General features: G+C 70.3%; 15 protein-coding genes and 2 rRNA genes. 8 read left to right on the top strand and 9 right to left on the bottom strand.

Annotated features, from left to right (window positions below; genetic code table 11):
• Positions 1-102 precede the first annotated feature (102 nt).
• The 5 genes from G3I40_RS31350 (at position 103) to glgB (ending at position 9,445) form a co-directional block, all read left to right on the top strand.
• A complete protein-coding gene (locus G3I40_RS31350) occupies positions 103-1,320 on the top strand; it encodes a S8 family peptidase (protein ID WP_203645108.1) in 1,218 nt (405 codons plus the stop codon).
• 252 nt (positions 1,321-1,572) lie between these two features.
• Positions 1,573-3,741 (top strand): alpha-1,4-glucan--maltose-1-phosphate maltosyltransferase, encoded by a 2,169-nt coding sequence (locus G3I40_RS31355; protein WP_164305993.1) that lies wholly within the window; start codon positions 1,573-1,575, stop codon positions 3,739-3,741.
• A 42-nt stretch (positions 3,742-3,783) separates the two neighbouring features.
• Positions 3,784-5,484, top strand: coding sequence for a maltose alpha-D-glucosyltransferase (gene treS / locus G3I40_RS31360; RefSeq protein WP_164305994.1), 1,701 nt, complete (start codon positions 3,784-3,786; stop codon positions 5,482-5,484).
• Positions 5,485-5,741: 257 nt separating this feature from the next.
• Positions 5,742-7,109, top strand: a complete 1,368-nt coding sequence (locus G3I40_RS31365) for a phosphotransferase (RefSeq protein WP_164305995.1) — start codon at positions 5,742-5,744, stop codon at positions 7,107-7,109.
• Positions 7,110-7,231: 122 nt separating this feature from the next.
• The gene (gene glgB, locus G3I40_RS31370) at positions 7,232-9,445 is read left to right on the top strand and encodes a 1,4-alpha-glucan branching enzyme (RefSeq protein ID WP_164305996.1); all 2,214 of its coding nucleotides are present in this window, start codon (positions 7,232-7,234) and stop codon (positions 9,443-9,445) included.
• On the opposite strand, the gene G3I40_RS31375 is transcribed toward glgB, so the two are convergent.
• From G3I40_RS31375 to G3I40_RS31390, 4 genes are all read right to left on the bottom strand, one after another.
• Positions 9,432-11,687 (bottom strand): AAA family ATPase, encoded by a 2,256-nt coding sequence (locus G3I40_RS31375; protein WP_164305997.1) that lies wholly within the window; start codon positions 11,685-11,687, stop codon positions 9,432-9,434. The genes glgB and G3I40_RS31375 overlap by 14 nt on opposite strands.
• A gap of 177 nt (positions 11,688-11,864) precedes the next feature.
• Entirely contained in the window at positions 11,865-12,179 is a 315-nt protein-coding gene (gene trxA / locus G3I40_RS31380; protein ID WP_164305998.1) for a thioredoxin, read from the bottom strand.
• A gap of 2 nt (positions 12,180-12,181) precedes the next feature.
• Positions 12,182-12,598 (bottom strand): MerR family transcriptional regulator, encoded by a 417-nt coding sequence (locus tag G3I40_RS31385; protein ID WP_164305999.1) that lies wholly within the window; start codon positions 12,596-12,598, stop codon positions 12,182-12,184.
• 55 nt (positions 12,599-12,653) lie between these two features.
• Complete coding sequence (locus tag G3I40_RS31390; protein WP_164306000.1) at positions 12,654-12,824, bottom strand: hypothetical protein; 171 nt, start codon at positions 12,822-12,824, stop codon at positions 12,654-12,656.
• Positions 12,825-13,072: 248 nt separating this feature from the next.
• Between G3I40_RS31390 and G3I40_RS31395 the strand changes: the two genes are divergently transcribed.
• The gene (locus G3I40_RS31395; protein ID WP_164306001.1) at positions 13,073-13,855 is read left to right on the top strand and encodes an MBL fold metallo-hydrolase; all 783 of its coding nucleotides are present in this window, start codon (positions 13,073-13,075) and stop codon (positions 13,853-13,855) included.
• A 28-nt stretch (positions 13,856-13,883) separates the two neighbouring features.
• Here G3I40_RS31395 and G3I40_RS31400 read toward each other — a convergent pair whose 3' ends face one another.
• Both G3I40_RS31400 and G3I40_RS31405 read right to left on the bottom strand, forming a co-directional pair.
• Positions 13,884-14,252, bottom strand: a complete 369-nt coding sequence (locus G3I40_RS31400; RefSeq protein WP_164306002.1) for a hypothetical protein — start codon at positions 14,250-14,252, stop codon at positions 13,884-13,886.
• Between the two features lie 87 nt (positions 14,253-14,339).
• Complete coding sequence (locus G3I40_RS31405; protein ID WP_164306003.1) at positions 14,340-14,891, bottom strand: cysteine hydrolase family protein; 552 nt, start codon at positions 14,889-14,891, stop codon at positions 14,340-14,342.
• Between the two features lie 87 nt (positions 14,892-14,978).
• Between G3I40_RS31405 and G3I40_RS31410 the strand changes: the two genes are divergently transcribed.
• Complete coding sequence (locus tag G3I40_RS31410; protein WP_164306004.1) at positions 14,979-15,926, top strand: aldo/keto reductase; 948 nt, start codon at positions 14,979-14,981, stop codon at positions 15,924-15,926.
• Here the strand turns inward: G3I40_RS31410 and G3I40_RS31415 are convergent.
• Positions 15,923-17,599, bottom strand: coding sequence for an MFS transporter (locus G3I40_RS31415; RefSeq protein ID WP_164306005.1), 1,677 nt, complete (start codon positions 17,597-17,599; stop codon positions 15,923-15,925). The two genes, G3I40_RS31410 and G3I40_RS31415, sit on opposite strands and share 4 nt — an antisense overlap.
• Positions 17,600-17,742: 143 nt before the next feature.
• Between G3I40_RS31415 and G3I40_RS31420 the strand changes: the two genes are divergently transcribed.
• Positions 17,743-18,345 carry a TetR/AcrR family transcriptional regulator gene (locus G3I40_RS31420; protein WP_164306006.1) on the top strand — a complete coding sequence of 201 codons (603 nt, stop codon included), beginning with the start codon at positions 17,743-17,745 and terminating at the stop codon, positions 18,343-18,345.
• A gap of 69 nt (positions 18,346-18,414) precedes the next feature.
• Here the strand turns inward: G3I40_RS31420 and rrf are convergent.
• A 5S ribosomal RNA gene (rrf, locus tag G3I40_RS31425) occupies positions 18,415-18,531 on the bottom strand.
• A gap of 87 nt (positions 18,532-18,618) precedes the next feature.
• Positions 18,619-20,011 (bottom strand): 23S ribosomal RNA (locus G3I40_RS31430); the annotation flags it as partial.

The following is a 20,011-nucleotide window of genomic DNA, read 5'->3' on the forward strand; positions in this document are numbered from 1 at the left end:
TGGCCGATTCCGCCCCCTCGGGCCTCCTTGTGGCACTTCACACCGCACGAGAGGCTGCCAACCGGCGGGAGAATGCGCCGAGTTGAGGAGGGAACCTCATCCATGGCAGTGGCCTTGCCAGTGACACCGACGCTGCGTACGCGCTGGGTCGGCGGGCTCACCGCGCTCGCCGCGGCCGCGGTGATCTCGGCCATCACTCTGCCCGCGCACGCCGCCCCCGCGCAGGGGCGGATACCCGGCGCCGGTGAACCCGGTGCCGTGGCGGGCAGCTACATCGTGACGCTCAAGGGGGGAACCAAGGCCCCGTCCGAGGCGGGCAAGGACCTCGCCGCGAAGTACGGGGCGGAAATACGCCACACCTACAGCGAGGCACTCAACGGGTACGCGGTGAAGGTCGACGGGGCGCAGGCGGCACGGCTCGCGGCCGACCCGGGCGTGGCCTCCGTCGTGCAGGACACGAGGGTGGCCTTCGACCACGCCCAGAAGGACCCGCCCTCGTGGGGCCTGGACCGGATCGACCAGAACGACCTGCCGCTCGACGCCTCGTACACCTGGCCGGAGACGGCGGGTGCCGGAGCGACCGTGTACGTGATCGACACGGGCATCCGCATCAGCCACCAGGACTTCGGCGGCCGGGCGTCCTACGGCTGGGACTTCGTCGAGAACGACTCCGTCGCCCAGGACGGGAACGGACACGGCACCCACGTCGCCGGCACCGTCGCGGGCACGCGCTACGGGGTCGCCAAGAAGGCGGACGTCGTCGCCGTGCGGGTGCTCGACGACGACGGGGCGGGCACCACGGCCCAGGTCATCGCGGGCATCGACTGGGTGACCCAGCACGCGAGGAAACCCGCGGTGGCCAACATGAGCCTGGGCGGGTACGGCAATGCCCAGCTCGACGCCGCGGTGCGCAACTCCATTGCCTCCGGGGTCACTTACACCGTGGCCGCGGGCAATGACGGACTCCCCGCGAGCCTGTACTCACCGGCCCGGGTCCAGGAGGCCGTCACGGTCGGCGCGACCGATCGGACGGACGCGCGTGCAAGCTTCTCGAACTGGGGTACCCGTATTGACCTGTTCGCACCCGGGGTGGACATCACCTCCGCGTCGTACGCCGGCGACACCGGGAAGGCCACCTTCTCCGGTACGTCGATGGCGTCGCCGCACGCCGCGGGCGCGGCCGCGCTCTACCTCGCCGGCCATCCGTGGGCGCCGCCCGCGGAGGTGGGCAAGGCGCTCGTCGCCAGGGCGGCGCCGGGCAAGGTGACCGGCGCCGGAATCGGTTCACCGAACAGACTGCTCCAGGTCAACAACCCTTAAAGAAAGGGGAGTTCATGATCCGGTCCCGTCGCGCTGGGCGGGACCGGCCGTGTGTGCGCCCTTACGCGCGAGTAGTTAACAAAGCGCCGGATTGCCCACCCGAAGACCGTGGAAGGCTCCTGCGGTACGCCTCTTCACGGTCATTCGTACGGCTTTCCCCTTCCCTCGCACGACCCCCCGCACGGTTCCTCCGCACGCCCCCGCACGGAATCCCGTCTCCGCCACCCCCGATCTCCGCGGACAGGAGCGGTCATGCCCGCACAGCGCCCCTCTTCCCCGACGTCCTCCGCCAAGCCGGCCCGCCCGAAAGCACCGGCTGCCTCCAAGGCCCCGGCCCCACCGAAAGCCCCGGCAGCCCCGAAGGCGCCTGCCGCACCCAAGGCACCGCGCCCGCCCGAGGCCCCCGCGCCCCCGGCCACCGCCGCCCCCATCCGCACGACGATCGGCCGGATACCCGTACGCGACGTGGCCCCGGTCGTCGACCGCGGCCGCCGCCCGGCCAAGGCCGTCGTCGGCGAGACGTTCCAGGTCACGGCCACCGTCTTCCGCGAGGGCCACGACGCGGTCGCCGCGAACGTGGTGCTGCGCGGCCCGGACGGCCGAACGGGCCCCTGGACCCCGATGCGCGAACTCGCCCCCGGCACCGACCGCTGGGGCGCCGAGGTCACCCCGGACGCGGCCGGCACCTGGACCTTCGCCGTGGAGGCATGGGGCGATCCGGTGACGACCTGGCGGCACGCCGCCGGGATCAAGGTCCCGGCCGGGATGGACACCGAGCTGGTCCTGGAAGAGGGCGCGCTGCTGTACGAACGCGCCGCGGCGGGCGTCCCCGAAGCCCTGCGTGAAACGGTTCTGCAGGCCGTCTCGGCGCTCCGCGACACCAGCCGCCCCGCCGTCGCCCGGCTCGCCGCCGCGCTCACCCCCGCCGTCGACGGGGCCCTCTCCCGCCATCCGCTGCGCGAGCCGGTCTCGGCCTCCGAGCCCCTGCCGCTCCTCGTGGAGCGCGAGCGGGCCCTGTACGGCGCGTGGTACGAGTTCTTCCCGCGCTCCGAGGGCGCGGTCGTCGAGGAGGGCAGGCCACCCGTCAGCGGCACCTTCGCCACCGCGGCCCGACGGCTCCCGGCGATCGCGGAGATGGGCTTCGACGTGGTCTACCTCCCCCCGATCCACCCGATCGGGACGACGTACCGCAAGGGCCCGGACAACAGCCTCTCGCCCGGCCCGCACGACGTCGGCGTCCCCTGGGCCATCGGCTCCCCGGAGGGCGGCCACGACGCGATCCATCCCGACCTCGGCACCCTGGACGACTTCGACCGATTCGTGGCGGCGGCCAAGGACCTGGGCCTGGAGGTGGCCCTCGACTTCGCGCTGCAGTGCTCGCCCGACCATCCCTGGGTGGACAAGCACCCGGAGTGGTTCCACCACCGCTCCGACGGCACGATCGCGTACGCGGAGAACCCGCCGAAGAAGTACCAGGACATCTACCCGATCGCCTTCGACCGGGACATGCCGGGCCTGATCGCCGAGACGACCCGGATCCTGCGCCACTGGATGGCGCACGGCGTGCGCATCTTCCGCGTCGACAACCCGCACACCAAACCGGTGGTGTTCTGGGAGCACGTCATCGCCGACATCAACGGCACCGACCCCGACGTGATCTTCCTGGCCGAGGCGTTCACCCGCCCCGCGATGATGCGCACCCTGGCCGAGATCGGCTTCCAGCAGTCCTACACGTACTTCACCTGGCGCAACACGAAGGAAGAACTGACCGAGTACGTGCAGGAGTTGGCGGGCGATTCGGCAGCCGCCATGCGCCCCAACTTCTTCGTCAACACCCCGGACATCCTGCACGAATTCCTGCAGCAGGGCGGCCGGCCGGCCTTCGAACTCCGGGCCGTCCTCGCCGCCACCCTCTCCCCCTCCTGGGGCGTCTACAGCGGATACGAACTGTGCGAAAACACGCCGCAGCGCCCGGGAAGCGAGGAGTATCTGCACTCCGAGAAGTACCAACTCAGGGTCCGGGACTGGGAGTCCGCCGCGCGGGAGCAGCGGACGATCGCCCCCCTGCTCCGCACGCTGAACGACATCCGGCGGCGCAGCCCCGCCCTGCGCGCCCTGCGCCAGGTGCACTTCCACCATGCCGACCAGGACGCGGTGATCGTGTACTCGAAGACCGTCACGGACACCCGTGGGTCGAACACGGTTCTGGTGGTCGTGAACCTCGACCCGCACCACACCCAGGAGGCGACCGTGTCGTTGGACATGCCGCACCTCGGGCTCGGCTGGCACGAGACCGTGCCGGTGCTCGACGAGCTCACCGGCGACACCTACCACTGGGGCAGGACGAACTATGTGCGCCTCGAACCGGGCCGCACGCCCGCGCACATCCTGACCGTCCTGCGACCGTCCTCACCGCGATGATTTCTCTGGCAGACCAAGGGATTTCGGAGGGTCACCCACACCATGATCATGAATGAGCCCGTCCCGGACACCTTCGAGGACACCCCTGCCAAGGACCGGGACCCGGATTGGTTCAAACGAGCCGTCTTCTACGAAGTACTCGTCCGTTCCTTCCAGGACAGCAACGGCGACGGCATCGGCGACCTCAAGGGCATCACCGCGAAACTGGACTACCTCCAGTGGCTCGGCGTCGACTGCCTGTGGCTGCCACCGTTCTTCAAGTCCCCTCTGCGGGACGGCGGTTACGACGTGTCGGACTACACGTCCGTCCTGCCGGAGTTCGGTGATCTGGCCGACTTCGTCGAGTTCGTCGACGCCGCGCACCAGCGGGGCATGCGCGTCATCATCGACTTCGTCATGAACCACACCAGTGACCAGCACGAGTGGTTCCAACAGTCACGCTCCGACCCCGACGGCCCCTACGGCGACTACTACGTCTGGGCCGACGACGACAAGCAGTACCAGGACGCCCGCATCATCTTCGTGGACACCGAAGCCTCCAACTGGACCTTCGACCCCGTCCGCAAACAGTACTTCTGGCACCGCTTCTTCTCCCACCAGCCCGACCTCAACTACGAGAACCCCGCCGTCCAGGAAGAGATCCTCGCCGCCCTGCGCTTCTGGCTCGACCTGGGCATCGACGGCTTCCGCCTCGACGCCGTGCCCTACCTCTACGCCGAGGAAGGCACCAACTGCGAGAACCTCCCCGCCACCCACGCCTTCCTCAAACACGTCCGCAAAACCATCGACGCCCAGTACCCCGACGTCGTCATCCTCGCCGAAGCCAACCAATGGCCCGAAGACGTCGTCGACTACTTCGGCGACTACCAAAGCGGCGGCGACGAATGCCACATGGCATTCCACTTCCCCGTCATGCCCCGCATCTTCATGGCCGTCCGCCGCGAATCGCGCTACCCCGTCTCCGAGATCCTCGCCAAGACCCCCGCCATCCCCTCCAGCTGCCAATGGGGCATCTTCCTGCGCAACCACGACGAGCTCACCCTCGAAATGGTCACCGACGAAGAACGCGACTACATGTACGCGGAATACGCCAAAGACCCCCGCATGCGCGCCAACATCGGCATCCGCCGCCGCCTCGCCCCCCTCCTGGACAACGACCGCAACCAGATCGAACTCTTCACCGCCCTGCTGCTGTCCCTGCCCGGCTCACCGATCCTCTACTACGGCGACGAGATCGGCATGGGCGACAACATCTGGCTCGGCGACCGCGACGCCGTACGCACCCCCATGCAATGGACCCCCGACCGCAACGCAGGCTTCTCCTCCTGCGACCCCGGCCGCCTGTCCCTGCCCACGATCATGGACCCCGTCTACGGCTACCAGGTCACCAACGTCGAAGCATCGATGTCCACCCCCGCATCCCTGCTCCACTGGACCCGCCGCATGATCGAGATCCGCAAACAGAACCCCGCCTTCGGCCTCGGCTCCTACACCGAACTGCCCTCCTCCAACCCCGCCGTCATCGCGTTCCTGCGCGAATACCGCGACGACCTCGTCCTGTGCGTCCACAACTTCTCCCGCTTCGCCCAGCCCACCGAACTCGACCTCCAGGCCTTCAACGGCCGCCACCCCGTCGAACTCATCGGCGGCGTCCGCTTCCCCGCCATCGGCGAACTCCCCTACCTCCTCACCCTCGCAGGACACGGCTTCTACTGGTTCCGGCTGCGCAGGGAAGGGACGTGACCGCGACCGGCCCCGGGGAAGGCGTTCGCGCCTTCCCCGGGGCCGGGACCTCGCCCGCGTCCTCCCAAAAAGCCCCCGCACCCGTTTCCACCCGCCCGCCCTGGGCACTCTCCCCCAATACCGAGCGGGACAGGCGCCGTTGCGCCCCGCGCCCGCTCGGGTCACTCGGCACGTCCCCCTGTCTGGACAGCACTTCGGCACCTCGGCACTCGGATCGCGCCGCGTCGCCCGGCGTCCCGGGGAAAGGACGCGACGCCATGTCGGAAGCCGCAGCCCGGCCCGCCCCCTCCGGGGAGGGCAACTTTGAACTGCTCGCGTCCCTGGAGCCGTTGCTGCGCGAATGGCTGCCGCGCCAGCGGTGGTTCGCGGGCAAAGGGCGGCCGGTCAGCGGGCTCACTCTCGACGCGGTCACCGAACTGCGGCCGCAGGCGGCGCTGTTGCACCTGCTGCTGCGTGCCCATCAGCCGCCGGCGGACGAGGGCCCCGGCGACTGCTACCAACTCCTGATCGGCGTCAGCGACACCCTGCCACCGCATCTCGCGCCCGCCGTGATCGGCCACATCACCCGGGGTCCGCTGACCGGCCGCACCGCGTACGAGGCGCTGCTCGACCCGCGCCAGACCGGCGTCCTGCTGGAACGTCTTCGCACCCCGGGCACGCTCGGCGCCCTCCGCTTCGACCGGGGCCCGTCCGGCGAGATACCCCAGGGGCTGATCTCCCGCCCCCTCACCGTCGAGCAGTCCAACTCCTCCGTCGTGTACGGGGATGCGCTCATCCTCAAGCTCTTCCGCCGCGTCCTGCCCGGCACCAACCCGGACCTCGAACTCCCCCTCGCCCTGGCCCGCGAGGGCTGCGACCGGGTGCCCGTCCCCGTCGCCTGGTATGAGACCGCCGACGGCGAGACCACCCTCGGCCTGCTCCAGCCCTACCTCAAGGACGCCGCCGACGGCTGGGACCTGGCGCTGCGGCACCTGGCCGACAAGGAGGAATTCACCACCGCGGCACGGGAGTTGGGCCGGGCGACCGCCGAGGTGCACACGGCCCTGGCCCGCGCGCTGCCCACGGTCACCTACAGCCGCCCCCAGACCGAACAGCTCACCGCGACGATGACCACGCGCCTGGAGACCACCGCCCAGCAGGTCCCGGCGCTGCTGCCCCACGTCCCCGGACTGCGCTCCGCCTTCGACGCGCTCGCCGCCCTCGCCGACGAGGGCGCCACCTGGCAGGCGCAGCGCATCCACGGCGACCTCCACCTGGGCCAGTGCCTGCGCGATCCGTCGGGCTCGTGGCGGCTGATCGACTTCGAGGGCGAGCCGTCCCGTCCCCTCGCCGAGCGCCGCCTGCCCCACCCGGTGCACCGCGACATCGCCGGCATGCTCCGCTCCTTCGACTACGCGGCCCGCACGCACCGCCCCTGGGACCCGGCCTGGTCGGACGTCTGCCGCGCCGCGTACTGCGCGGGCTACGCGGACGCCTCCGGCTGGGACCCGCGCACCGACCCGGTCCTGCTGCGCGCGTACGAGACCGACAAGGCGATCTACGAGGCCCTGTACGAGGCCCGTCACCGCCCGGACTGGCTACCGGTCCCGCTGGCCGCGCTGGCCCGGCTGGCCGAGACCCCGTAACGGCGCGGGGCCGCAGCCACGTGCGGCCCCGTCCCCTGAGCACCCACCCGCCCCAGCACGCCGCGCCCGCCACCGGGACCGCGACCCGAAAGACGAGAAGGCCACCCGAGGAGGCCCTCACAGTGACCCCCCGCCCCGACCCGACCCCGGCCCCCGTCCCGGGGGAAGACCGCTCCCGGCTCCTGAGCGCGACCCACCACGACCCCCATGGAGTCCTCGGCGCCCACCCCGCCCCCGGTGGCACGGCGATCCGCGCCTGGCGCCCCTACGCCCAGAAGGTCACGGTCACCACCCCGGCGGGTGCACGCCACGATCTCCACGACGACGGCGACGGCTTCTTCTCCGCGCTGCTGCCCTCCGAGCAGGCCCCGTCCGGGTACCGGCTGGAGATCACGTACGGGGACACGATCCAGTCGGTCCCGGACGCGTACTCCCTGCTGCCCGCACTCGGCGAACTCGACATGCACCTCATCGGGGAGGGCCGCCACGAGCAGCTGTGGACGGCGCTCGGCGCCCGGCCCATGGAGCACCAGGGCATCCAGGGCACCCGCTTCACGGTGTGGGCGCCCAACGCCCGCGGGGTCCGGGTGATCGGCGGCTTCAACTACTGGGACGGCGCGGCCCACAGCATGCGCTCGCTCGGCTCGTCCGGCATCTGGGAGCTGTTCGTCCCGGACATCGGCGAGGGCGAGCTCTACAAGTACGAGATCACCCGCCCCGACGGCAGCACGACGCGGCGCGCCGACCCGCTCGCCACCCGCACGGAGACGCCCCCGGCCAACTCCTCGGTGGTGCACGCCTCCCACCACACCTGGCACGACGCCGACTGGCTGACCGCCCGCGGGGCCCGCGCCGTCCACGAGTCGCCCTTCTCCGTCTACGAGATCCACCTCCCGTCCTGGCGCCCCGGTCTCACCTACCGCCAGCTCGCCGAACAACTCCCGGCCTATCTGGATGACTTGGGCTTCACGCACGTGGAGCTGATGCCCGTGGCCGAGCACCCCTTCGGCGGCTCCTGGGGCTACCAGGTCACCGGTTTCTACGCGCCCACCGCACGCCTCGGCACCCCCGACGACTTCAAGTACCTGGTCGACGCCCTGCACCAGGCGGGCATCGGCGTCCTGATGGACTGGGTACCGGCGCATTTCCCGCGCGACGACTGGGCGTTGGCCGAGTTCGACGGGAAGAACCTGTACGAGCACGAGGACCCGCTGCGCTCCGCCCACCCCGACTGGGGGACGCTGGAGTTCGACTACGGACGCAAGGAGGTCCGCAACTTCCTCGTGGCGAACGCCCTTTACTGGTGCGAGGAGTTCCACATCGACGGGCTGCGCGTGGACGCCGTGGCCTCCATGCTCTACCTGGACTACTCGCGCGAGCAGGGGCAGTGGACCCCCAATCAGTACGGCGGGCGGGAGAACCTCGACGCCGTCGAGTTCCTGCAGGAGATGAACGCCACGCTGTACCGGCGCGTGCCGGGCGTCGTCACCATCGCCGAGGAGTCCACCGCCTGGGACGGGGTGACGCGGGCGACGCACCACGTGGGGCCCGGCGGCTTCGGCGGGCTCGGCTTCGGGCTGAAGTGGAACATGGGCTGGATGCACGACTCCCTCGACTACGTCGGGCACGAGCCGGTGCACCGCAAGTACCACCACCACGAGATGACGTTCTCGATGGTGTACGCGTACAGCGAGAACTACGTCCTGCCCATCTCGCACGACGAGGTCGTCCACGGGAAGCGGTCGCTGGTGTCCAAGATGCCGGGCGACTGGTGGCAGCAGCGCGCCACCCATCGCGCGTACCTGGGCTTCATGTGGGCCCACCCCGGCAAGCAACTCCTGTTCATGGGCCAGGAGTTCGCCCAGGGCGCGGAGTGGTCCGAGGCGCACGGGCCCGACTGGTGGCTGCTCGACCCGGCGTACGGCGCCGCGGCCGACCACCGGGGCGTACGCGACCTCGTGCGGGACCTGAACGTCGTGTACCGGGACGAGCCCGCCCTGTGGGAGCGCGACACCGACCCGGCCGGCTTCTCGTGGGTGGCCGGCGACGCGGTCGAGGACAACGTCTTCGCGTTCCTGCGCCACGCCGCCGACGGGACGCCGCTCCTGTCCGTGTCGAACTTCTCGCCGGTGGTGCGGCACGAGTACCGGCTGGGCGTGCCCGACGACGTGCCCGCCTGGCACGAGGTCCTGAACACGGACACCGGCCGCTACGGCGGCGGCGACGTCACCACCGCCGAGCCGGTCAAGCCGGACGCCGTGGGGTCCCACGGCCGTCCGGCCAGTGTCCGGCTGACGCTGCCGCCCCTGGCGACCGTCTGGCTCAGGCCTGCCTGAGCTCCAACTGTTCGAGTCCGGCGGGGAGTTCGGTGGGTGACTCGGTGACGCTGTGCACGATGCCCAGCGACTGCGTCGCCCGGGTCAGCGCCACGTAGAGGTCGCTGGTCCCGAACTCCCCGGGCTCGACCACGACGACCCGGTCGAACTCCAGGCCCTTGGCCTGGCGCGGGTCGAGCAGGACGAGGTGCCGGGTGAGGTCCGGCTCGGCCCCGGCCACCACGTCCGGCAGCCGCGCGGCCAGCGCCTCGTGCAGCCGGCGCGGCGCGATCACCGCGAGCCGCCCCTCGTCGGGGGTCTCGGCCAGGGCGACCTGCGCGACCGCCGCGACGAGGTCCCCCGTCACGGCCCGACGCCAGGGACGTACGCCCGTCGAGCGCACCGAGGACGGCGGCTCGAAGTCCGGGTGCTCGGCGCGCAGCACCGCCGCCGCCACGTCCATGACCTCGGACGGCGTGCGGTAGTTCACCCCGAGCCGGGTGTGCTCGAAGCGGTCCTCGACGTACGGCTGCAGGATCTTCGCCCACGAGCCGACGCCGGCCTCCTCGGAGGTCTGCGCCGGGTCGCCGACCAGCGTCATCGAGCGGGTCGGCGAGCGGCGCATGAGCAGCCGCCACGCCATCGGGCTCAGCTCCTGCGCCTCGTCCACGATGATGTGCCCGAACGCCCAGGTCCGGTCCGCGGCGGCCCGCTCGGCGGCGCTGCGGTGGTCCTCCTCCTCGTACCAGTCGGCGACCCGGTCGGCGTCGACGATGTCGTGCGCGGCGAGCACCTCGGACTCGTCCTCGTCCTCGAACTCGTACGTCTCCGAGCCGCGCGAGAGGTCGAGCACGCCCTGTGCGTAGGCGATCCGCTCCTGCCGGGCCGCCTCGGCGGCGGCCCGCTCCGCGGAGTCGTCGTGGCCGAGCAGTTCCGCGGCCTCGTCGAGCAGCGGCACGTCGGCCGGGGTCCAGTCGGCGGGCCCGGTGACGGTGCGCCGGATGGCGTCCGCGTCCTCGTCGGACACGTGCACGGGCTCCGCCAGGAAGTCCGCGACGAACTCCTCCGGAGTGAGCCGGGGCCACAACTGCGCGATGGCGGCGTGCACTTCGGGGCTGGCGGCGACGGCCTTGCCCAGCTGGGCGAGGTCGTCGGGGCCGAGGAAGTTCGGGCCGCCGTACGGGTCGGCGCCGAGCCGCTCCGCGAGCTGCGCGGTGAGCGCGTCGAGGATGTGGAACGCGAAGTGCGGGCGGGCCAGGTTGTGCGGGAGCAGCGCGTCCCGGGCGGCCTGCCGCGCCTCGTAGGCGATCTCCCAGTCCAGGATCAGGTCGCCATCGTCGTGCGGGATCACCAACGGGGCGCCGGGCTCGGGGAGTTGCTGCCGGTCGCGGACGGCGAGGGCGAGCACGTCGGCCATCGCGACGGCGCCCTTGACGGCCGCGGCGCGGGGCGAGTCCGTCGCCGCGGTCGCCTTGATGCCGGGGAACAGCTCGCCCACCGTCGCGAGCAGTACGCCCGTCTCACCGAGCGCGGGCAGCACCTCGGAGATGTAGGACAGGAACGCCGGGTTCGGACCAACGATGAGGACGGCCCGCTTGGCGAGCAGTTCCCGGTGCTCGTACAGCAGGAACGCCGCGCGGTGCAGGGCGACCGCCGTCTTGCCGGTGCCCGGGCCGCCCTCCACGACGAGGACGCCGCGGTGGTCGTGCCGGATGATCCGGTCCTGCTCCGCCTGGATGGTCTGCACGATGTCGCCCATGCGGCCGGTACGGGCCGAGTCGAGCGCGGCGAGCAGTACCGCGTCGCCCGACGGGTCCTCGAAGCCGGTGCGCTCGTCGTCGCCCAGGTCGAGGATCTCGTCGTGGAGTTCGGTGACCGTGCGGCCCTCGGTGGTGAGGTGACGGCGCCGGCGCAGACCCATCGGCGTATGGCCGGTGGCGAGATAGAAGGGGCGGGCGACGGGTGCGCGCCAGTCGATGAGGATCGGGGTGTGCTCGGTGTCGTCCTCCCGAATTCCGAGGCGTCCGATGTGATGGGTCACGCCGTCCGTCCGGTCGAGGCGCCCGAAACAGAGGGAACCGTCGACCGCATTCAGGGCGGCCAGCAGTCCGGACCGCTCGACGACCAGCAGATCCCGCTCCAGGCGGGCCTGCTGGCCGGTGCCGACCGGTGTCAGGGCGGCCTCGACGGACTCCGCGGCGACGCCGCGCAGCACGTCGACGCGCACATAGAGCCGGTCGATGAATTCCTGTTCCTTTTGCATTTCTTTCTGCGCTGCGGCGGATTCCCGGCTTGACAAAACTGCTCCCTGCCCGGTACGGTGTGTTTAGTTGGCCCCTTGCGAGGGGCCTTTTCTGTGGGCACACAGAAACACCGAATATACCCCGGGCGGGATGCAATTCCAACCGCCGGGAATTCCGCGGAGCTTGTCGCCGCCTTCTCAGACGACCTCGGTCAATTCCTCCAGCAGTCGCCGCTTGGGCCGGGCGCCCACCCGCGACCACACCGGCTGACCATCCTTGAAGACCATCAGCGTCGGCATCGACAGCACGCCGTACTTCACGGCCGTCTCCGGGTTGGCGTCCACGTCGATCGCCACCACGTCGAGGCGCTCCGCCTCCTCCTGTGCGATGGACTTCAGCACCGGGGCCAGCTGCCGGCAGGGCCCGCACCACTGTGCGGTGAACTCCACCAGCACCGGTCGCCCGGACTCCAGGACCTGCTCGTCGAAGTCCGCATCGGTCACGTCCCGCATGATCACTCCTCGCTAGGGGTCAGTTCGCAGCGCGGCGGTTCGGACTCCTCCGTCGCCAGCGCGTCCATGGCCTGTTCGGCGCGCTCCAGCTGTGCGCCGACCTTCTTGCGCACAGCCGTCAACTCGCCGATCAGCGCGTCCAGTTCGGAGAGCTTGTTGCGGTACACGGCCAGCGACGCCGGGCACGAGTCGCCCTCCGGGTGCCCGGCGCGCAGACACTCCACGAACGGCCGGGTCTCCTCCAGGTCGAACCCGAAGTCCTGGAGCGTGCGGATCTGCCGCAGGGCGCGCAGATCCTCCTCGTCGTAGGTCCGGTAGCCGTTGCCGCCGCGCCGCGCGGGCAGCAGCCCGCGCGACTCGTAGTACCTGAGCGTCCGCGTGGTCGTACCGGCGCGGTCCGCGAGCTCTCCGATGCGCATGCCCATGAAGGTAAACGTTGACCCCGGCGTCAAGGCCAGCGCGGCCGCCCCGTTCTCAGTCCGCCGCGGGGGGACGCACCGCGTCGATCGTGCTCGACCAGTCGCCACCCCCGTGCCCGAGCGCCACCGCCCGCTCGGCGACCCGCTTGACCGCCCGCAGCACCGTCACGTCCGGGCCCCGGCGCTCGGCGGCGTGCACGATGTGGTCGATGCCGGCCACCTCCATGGCGAGCGCCGGCCAGAGCCTGCCCCATGGCGCCGAGGCCGAGAACGGTGACGGAGGTCGTGTCGGTGTGCGGGGAATGCGGGTGCGTCGTCATGGCGGCCATGCTGCGAGCAGTGCGCGACCGGCCACAAGAACCCACTGAATAGTCAGGTACGCACCAAAAGGTAAGCATGGAGGTGCCGGAATACGGCGCCCTTCCGCGGGCTTGCACCTAGTGACCTGCGAAGACCCGGCTCCTGGAGGCACCCGTGACCACGTCCGCGCCCGCGTTCGCCATCCGCTACGTCGGCGGGCCCACGTCCGTCGTGGAGATCGGCGGCCTGCGTCTGGTCACCGACCCCACGTTCGACGCCCCCGGCGAGTACCCGATCGGTTCGCGGGCGCTGGTGAAGACGGCGGGACCCGCGGTCACGGCCGAGGAGATCGGCGCGGTCGACGCGGTGCTGCTCTCGCACGACCAGCACCCGGACAACCTCGACACGGCAGGCCGCGCCTGGCTGTCCGACACCCCGCTGGTGCTGACCACGGCGGCCGCCCGCGAGCGGCTCGGCGACGTGGTCACCGCCCTGCCGAACTGGGCCCACGTGGACCTCGACCGCCCCGGCGGCGGCACCTTGCGCGTCACCGGCGTGCCCGCCCTGCACGGGCCCGAGGGCAGCGAGCCCGTGGTCGGCGAGGTCACCGGGTTCGTCCTCACCGGCGAGGACCTGCCGACGGTGTACGTCTCCGGGGACAACGCCTCGCTCGACCGTGTCCGCGAGGTCGCCGGCCGCTTCCCGGAGATCGACGTCGCCCTGCTCTTCGCCGGCGCGGCCCGCACCCCGCTCGTCCCCGACGCGGCGCTGACCCTGACCAGTGCGGAAGCGGCCGAAGCGGCGCGGATCCTGGGTGCCCGGCACGTGGTGCCGCTGCACTTCGAGCACTGGGGGCACTTCACGCAGGACGGCCCCAGTCTGACGGCGGCGTTCACGCGGGCCGGGCTCGACGGTCGACTGCACCTCCTCAAGCCCGGCGCGACCGCCACTTTCTGACGTACCGTCACCTCGACGGTCCCGCCGCCTACGGCCAGTCGACCATGCCCAGGAACACGACGTACGTGAGCACCACCGCGAACGGCGCCGCCACCGCGCACCCGACCCGGCGGGCCGCGTACCGCTCCTGCCAGGGCAGCAGCCACGCCGTGGCCAGGACCAGCAGCGAGACCGCGAGACCCCGGCCGAAGACCGTGAAGGCACGGTCGAAGCTCGGGTCGAACGCGGACAGCTGCGCATCCGTGCACGCGTCACACGCCATGGTGGCGAGCCCGGCGAAGGCGTACGCGAGCAACGCCGCCGGGAGCGTGACCAGGGAGGAAAGCAGCGGGGCGATCCAGTAACGGACGTACTGGCTGGGGCGGGCGGGCGCGTCGGCGGCGAGGTCCAGTGTCATGCCCACCACTCAAGTCGGCCTCGGCGCGGGCGGCATGAGCGCTCCTGCTCACATCCGCGTGCGGGTGCGTACCCACGCTCCGGCGGCTCAGAAGGTGACGTCCGCCGCGCTGACCGTCCCGGCGGTGCGGCCCGGTGCGCTCTGGAAGCCCCAGTACAGATTGGTGTGCTCGATGACCTGCTCCGGGGCGGGCGCCCCGTACGCGCTCAGGTCCTCCGTGGTGTGCGCGTCACCGACGAGCGTGACGTCGTAGCCGCGCACGAAGCCGCCGTGGAGCGTCGAGCGGATGCACACGTCGCTCTGGGCGCCGGTGACGACGAGCCGCCCGACGCCGCGCTCGGCGAGCAGCGCCTCCAGGTCGGTGGCCTCGAAGGAGTCGCCGTACCGCTTGTGCACCAGCGGCTCCTGCTCGCCGCGCGCCAGCTCGGGCACGTACTGCCACGCCTCACTGCCCTCCTTCAGCTCCCCGTCGTCGGAGTGCTGCACCCAGATCACGGGCACGCTCCCGGCGCGGGCCCGCTCCACGAGCGCGCCGATGCGGGCGATGACCTCGTCGCGACGCGGGGCGCCCGCCACCACCCCGTTCTGTACGTCGATGACGAGCAGCGCACTGTGCGGCCTGTCGGTCAAAGTGGTCATGCTGCGACGCCTCCTGTGGGTCGTTACCGTGCTCCGCAGATTAGACGCCCCCACTGACAGCGCAGGTCCGTATGGCAGGCTCCCCCGATGACCCACGACTCCTCCCCTGCCGCCGCCGCATCCGGGACCTGGCTCCTCGGCGGCGAACTCCCCGTCCACCGCCTGGGCTTCGGCGCCATGCGACTGCCCGGCCGGGTCGCCTTCGACCAGACCTCCGTCGCCGACCGGGACCGCTCGGTCCGGGTCCTGCGCCGCGCCCGCGAACTCGGCGTGAACCACATCGACACGGCCGCCTTCTACTTCTCTTCGCTGCGCTCGGCCAACGAGATCATCAACGCCGCGCTCGCCCCCTACCCCGACGACCTGGTCATCGCCACGAAGGTCGGACCGCGCCGCGACCGCGCGGGCGCCTGGTCCGCCTGGGCGCGCCCGGACGAGCTGCGCGGTGACGTCGAGGAGAACCTGCGCCAGCTCGGCCGCGACCACCTGGACGTCGTCAACATGCGGCTGTACGAGCGCACTTCGCCACTGATCGAGGAGTACGTCGGCGCCCTCGGCGAGCTGCGCGAGGCGGGCCTGATCCGGCACATCGGCGTCTCGGACGTCGACGCGGAACTGCTGGCGCGGGCGCGCGGGACGGCGCCGATCGTGTGCGTGCAGAACCGCTTCGGGCTCGGCACGGGCCGCGCCGGTGACGCCGAACTCCTGCGCTCCTGCGCGCAGTCGGGTATCGCCTTCGTGCCGTTCTTCGCGATCGCGGGGCGTGGCGGCCACACGGGCGGCACCGCCGAGGCCCCCGCCCTCCGCGAGATCGCCGCCGTCCATGACGTCTCCCCCGCGCAGATCCGCCTCGCCTGGACCCTCCACCAGGGCCCGAACGTCCTGGCCATCCCGGGCACGGGCGACCCGGAGCACCTCGCGCAGAACGTCGCGGCGGGCGCGATCCGCCTGACCGACGACGAACTGCGCGCCCTGGACGACGCCCAGGCCGAGGCCGGGTCCCAGGCCGAGGCCCGGTCCCAGGCCGAGGACTAGGACTTCCCCGCGTCGACGAGGTCCCGGGCACTCGGCTCCTCGGCCTCGGTGACCGCCTTGCCCTTGCGCGGCAGCAGCACCCCGACGAGCACCGTGCCGACGCCGAGGATCACCGCCCCGACGACACTGGTGTGCGCCACGGCGTCGGCGAACGACGAGCCGACCGCCTCCGTCATCTGCCGCGCCCCGTCGCGGAGTTGACCCGCCTGCGCCTTGAGCTGGGCCGCCTGCTGAGGGTCGGTGGCGCCGGCCGCCCGCTCGGCGAGCCGATGGGCCTGCACCCCGATCTGCTGGGCGACCGCGTACCCGGCGCCGACCGAGTCCTGCGCCGTGGACAGCGCGTCACCCGGCAGCTTCGAGCCGCTCGTGGCGTCGGCGAGGTGCGAGGAGTACGACCCCGCCAGCACCGATCCGAGCAGGGCGATGCCGAGGGAGCCGCCGAGCTCCAGCGAGGTGTCGTTCACCGCGCCGCCGACGCCCAGCTCGGACTCGGGGAACGCCCCCATGATGGCGTCCGTGCAGGGCGAGAGCGCGAGCCCGATGGCGAGGCCCAGGACGACCAGGGGCAGCACGAAGTCCCCGTACGCCGACCCGGCGTCCACCCGCGTCAGCAGCGCGAGGGCCGCCGTGCCGCCGACCATGCCGGCCGTCACCGTGACCCTCATGCCGAGACGGGGCGTGAGGTACCCGGTGAGCGCCGAGCCGACGAACACCGCGCCGGCCAGCGGCAGCATCCGTACGCCGGTCTCCCAGGCGTCGTACCCGAGAACGAACTGGAGGTGCTGCGTCAGGTAGTAGAAGGCGCCGAAGACGGCCAGGAAGAAGAGGGCGACGGCGAGGTTCGCGCCGGCGAAGCCGCGGTGCGCGAACCGCCGTACGTCGAGCACGGGGCGCGGATGCCGCAGCTCCCACAGGACGAAGGCCACCAGCGCGACCCCGGCCACCACCGCGGCTCCGATCGCCTTGACGCCCCACCCGAAGTGCGGCCCCTCGATGATCATGTAGACGAGCGCGCCGACCCAGACCACGGACAGCAGTCCCCCGACGTAGTCGATACGGTGCTGGTGTCCGGCCTTCGACGGCGGTACGAGGATGAGCGCGCCGACGATCGCGACGGCCGCGATCGGCACGTTGATCAGGAACGTCGACGCCCAGCCGTGGCCCCGCAGCAGCGCCCCGGCCACCAACGGGCCCGCGGCGATGGCCAGTCCGGCCGTCGCCGTCCACAGCACGATGGCCTTGGCCCGTTCGGCCCGGGGGAAGGTCGCGGCCAGCAGCGACAGCGTGGCAGGCATGATCATCGCGGCGCCGACGCCCATCACCGCGCGGGCGGCGATGACGCCGGTGGAGCTGTCGACGAGCGAACCCGCGACGGCCCCGCCGCCGAACACGAACAGTCCGAGGATCAGGGCTCCGCGCCGGCTGTACTTGTCGCCGATCGCGCCCAGCAGCAGCATCAGCGCCGCGTACGGGACGGTGTAGCCGTCGATGACCCATTGCAGGTCGGCGCTGGAGAGCCCCAGGTCCCGGGTCATGTCGGGCGCCGCCACCGTGAGAGCCGTGTTGGCCATGACGATGATCAGCAGGCTCAGGCAGAGCACGAGCAGCGCCCACCAGCGGCGGGCGTACGGCCGGTCCATCGTGGCGACCGGCTCGTTCATGACGAGGCGCATGGCGCGGAGATCCCTCCGGGAAGCGGGCACACGGACCCGCGAGCTTGCACAGGCCTGTGCAATTACACAGTGCTGTGCAATCTACGCGCTTGCACAGGCCTGTGCAAAACGGCAGGCGGGAGAGGGCACGAACGGGGTGCACAATGAACGGCGTGACTTCCGTACGGGCCGACGCCAATCGCCGCCGCATCCTCGACGTCGCTCTCGCCGAGCTGCTGCGCGACCCCGAGGCGTCCATGGACCAGATCGCGCGCGCCGCGGGCGTCGTACGCCGCACGGTCTACGGGCATTTCCCGAGCCGGGACGCCCTTGTCGGGGCGCTGGTGGAGGACGCGGCCCAGGCGGTCGCGGAGGCCCATCGGGCCGGCCGCGAGGGCATCACGGATCCGGCCGAGGCGGTGGCCCGCTCGATCCTCGCGATCTGGCCGATCGCGGACCGCTACCGCCTCCTGGTGAACCTCGCGCAGCGCAGCATGGCGATGGAGGGCATCAGGGCGGCGCTGGCACCGGTCCGCGAGATCTGTGTGGCGCTGGTCCAAGAGGGCCTGGACCAGGGCCGGTTCACCTCACCGCTTCCGGCGCAGGCGCTCGCGTACGTGCACGAGCAGGTGCTGTTCGGTCTGATGGAGGCCGTGAACGACGGCGCGATCCCGGCCGCGGACGCCGGCCGCGCCGCGGTCGTCACGGTTCTCACTTCCGCGGGTTACCCGCCGAAAGAGGCGGAACGCCTCGCGGAGGCCGCCTGAAAGGCTGCGGCCTCAACGCAGAAAAGCCCCGGACCGTATCCCGGTCCGGGGCTTTTCTATTCAAATTTAGTTCGGCGGCGTCCTACTCTCCCACAGGGTCCCCCCTGCAGTACCATCGGCGCTGTGAGGCTTAGCTTCCGGGTTCGGAATGTAACCGGGCGTTTCCCTCACGCTATGACCACCGAAACACTATGAAACTGTCAACCGCACCGTACGTGACCATGTACGGGGTTGTTCGTGGTTTCAGAACCAACACAGTGGACGCGAGCAACTGAGGACAAGCCCTCGGCCTATTAGTACCAGTCACCTCCACCCGTTACCGGGCTTCCAGATCTGGCCTATCAACCCAGTCGTCTACTGGGAGCCTTAACCCCTCAAAGGGGGTGGGAGTCCTCATCTCGAAGCAGGCTTCCCGCTTAGATGCTTTCAGCGGTTATCCTTTCCGAACGTAGCCAACCAGCCATGCCCTTGGCAGGACAACTGGCACACCAGAGGTTCGTCCGTCCCGGTCCTCTCGTACTAGGGACAGCCCTTCTCAAGACTCCTACGCGCACAGCGGATAGGGACCGAACTGTCTCACGACGTTCTAAACCCAGCTCGCGTACCGCTTTAATGGGCGAACAGCCCAACCCTTGGGACCGACTCCAGCCCCAGGATGCGACGAGCCGACATCGAGGTGCCAAACCATCCCGTCGATATGGACTCTTGGGGAAGATCAGCCTGTTATCCCCGGGGTACCTTTTATCCGTTGAGCGACGGCGCTTCCACAAGCCACCGCCGGATCACTAGTCCCGACTTTCGTCCCTGCTCGACCCGTCGGTCTCACAGTCAAGCTCCCTTGTGCACTTACACTCAACACCTGATTACCAACCAGGCTGAGGGAACCTTTGGGCGCCTCCGTTACTCTTTAGGAGGCAACCGCCCCAGTTAAACTACCCATCAGACACTGTCCCTGATCCGGATCACGGACCCAGGTTAGACATCCAGCACGACCAGAGTGGTATTTCAACGACGACTCCCCAACCACTGGCGTGGCTGGTTCAAAGTCTCCCACCTATCCTACACAAGCCGAACCGAACACCAATATCAAACTGTAGTAAAGGTCCCGGGGTCTTTCCGTCCTGCTGCGCGAAACGAGCATCTTTACTCGTAGTGCAATTTCACCGGGCCTATGGTTGAGACAGTCGAGAAGTCGTTACGCCATTCGTGCAGGTCGGAACTTACCCGACAAGGAATTTCGCTACCTTAGGATGGTTATAGTTACCACCGCCGTTTACTGGCGCTTAAGTTCTCAGCTTCGCACACCCGAAAGTGCACTAACCGGTCCCCTTAACGTTCCAGCACCGGGCAGGCGTCAGTCCGTATACATCGCCTTACGGCTTCGCACGGACCTGTGTTTTTAGTAAACAGTCGCTTCTCGCTGGTCTCTGCGGCCACCCCCAGCTCAGACAGTAAATGTCATCACCGGTGATGGCCCCCCTTCTCCCGAAGTTACGGGGGCATTTTGCCGAGTTCCTTAACCATAGTTCACCCGAACGCCTCGGTATTCTCTACCTGACCACCTGAGTCGGTTTAGGGTACGGGCCGCCATGAAACTCGCTAGAGGCTTTTCTCGACAGCATAGGATCATCCACTTCACCACAATCGGCTCGGCATCAGGTCTCAG

The sequence above is a fragment of the Streptomyces sp. SID14478 genome (genome assembly GCF_010548525.1).
GTDB lineage: Bacteria > Actinomycetota > Actinomycetes > Streptomycetales > Streptomycetaceae > Streptomyces.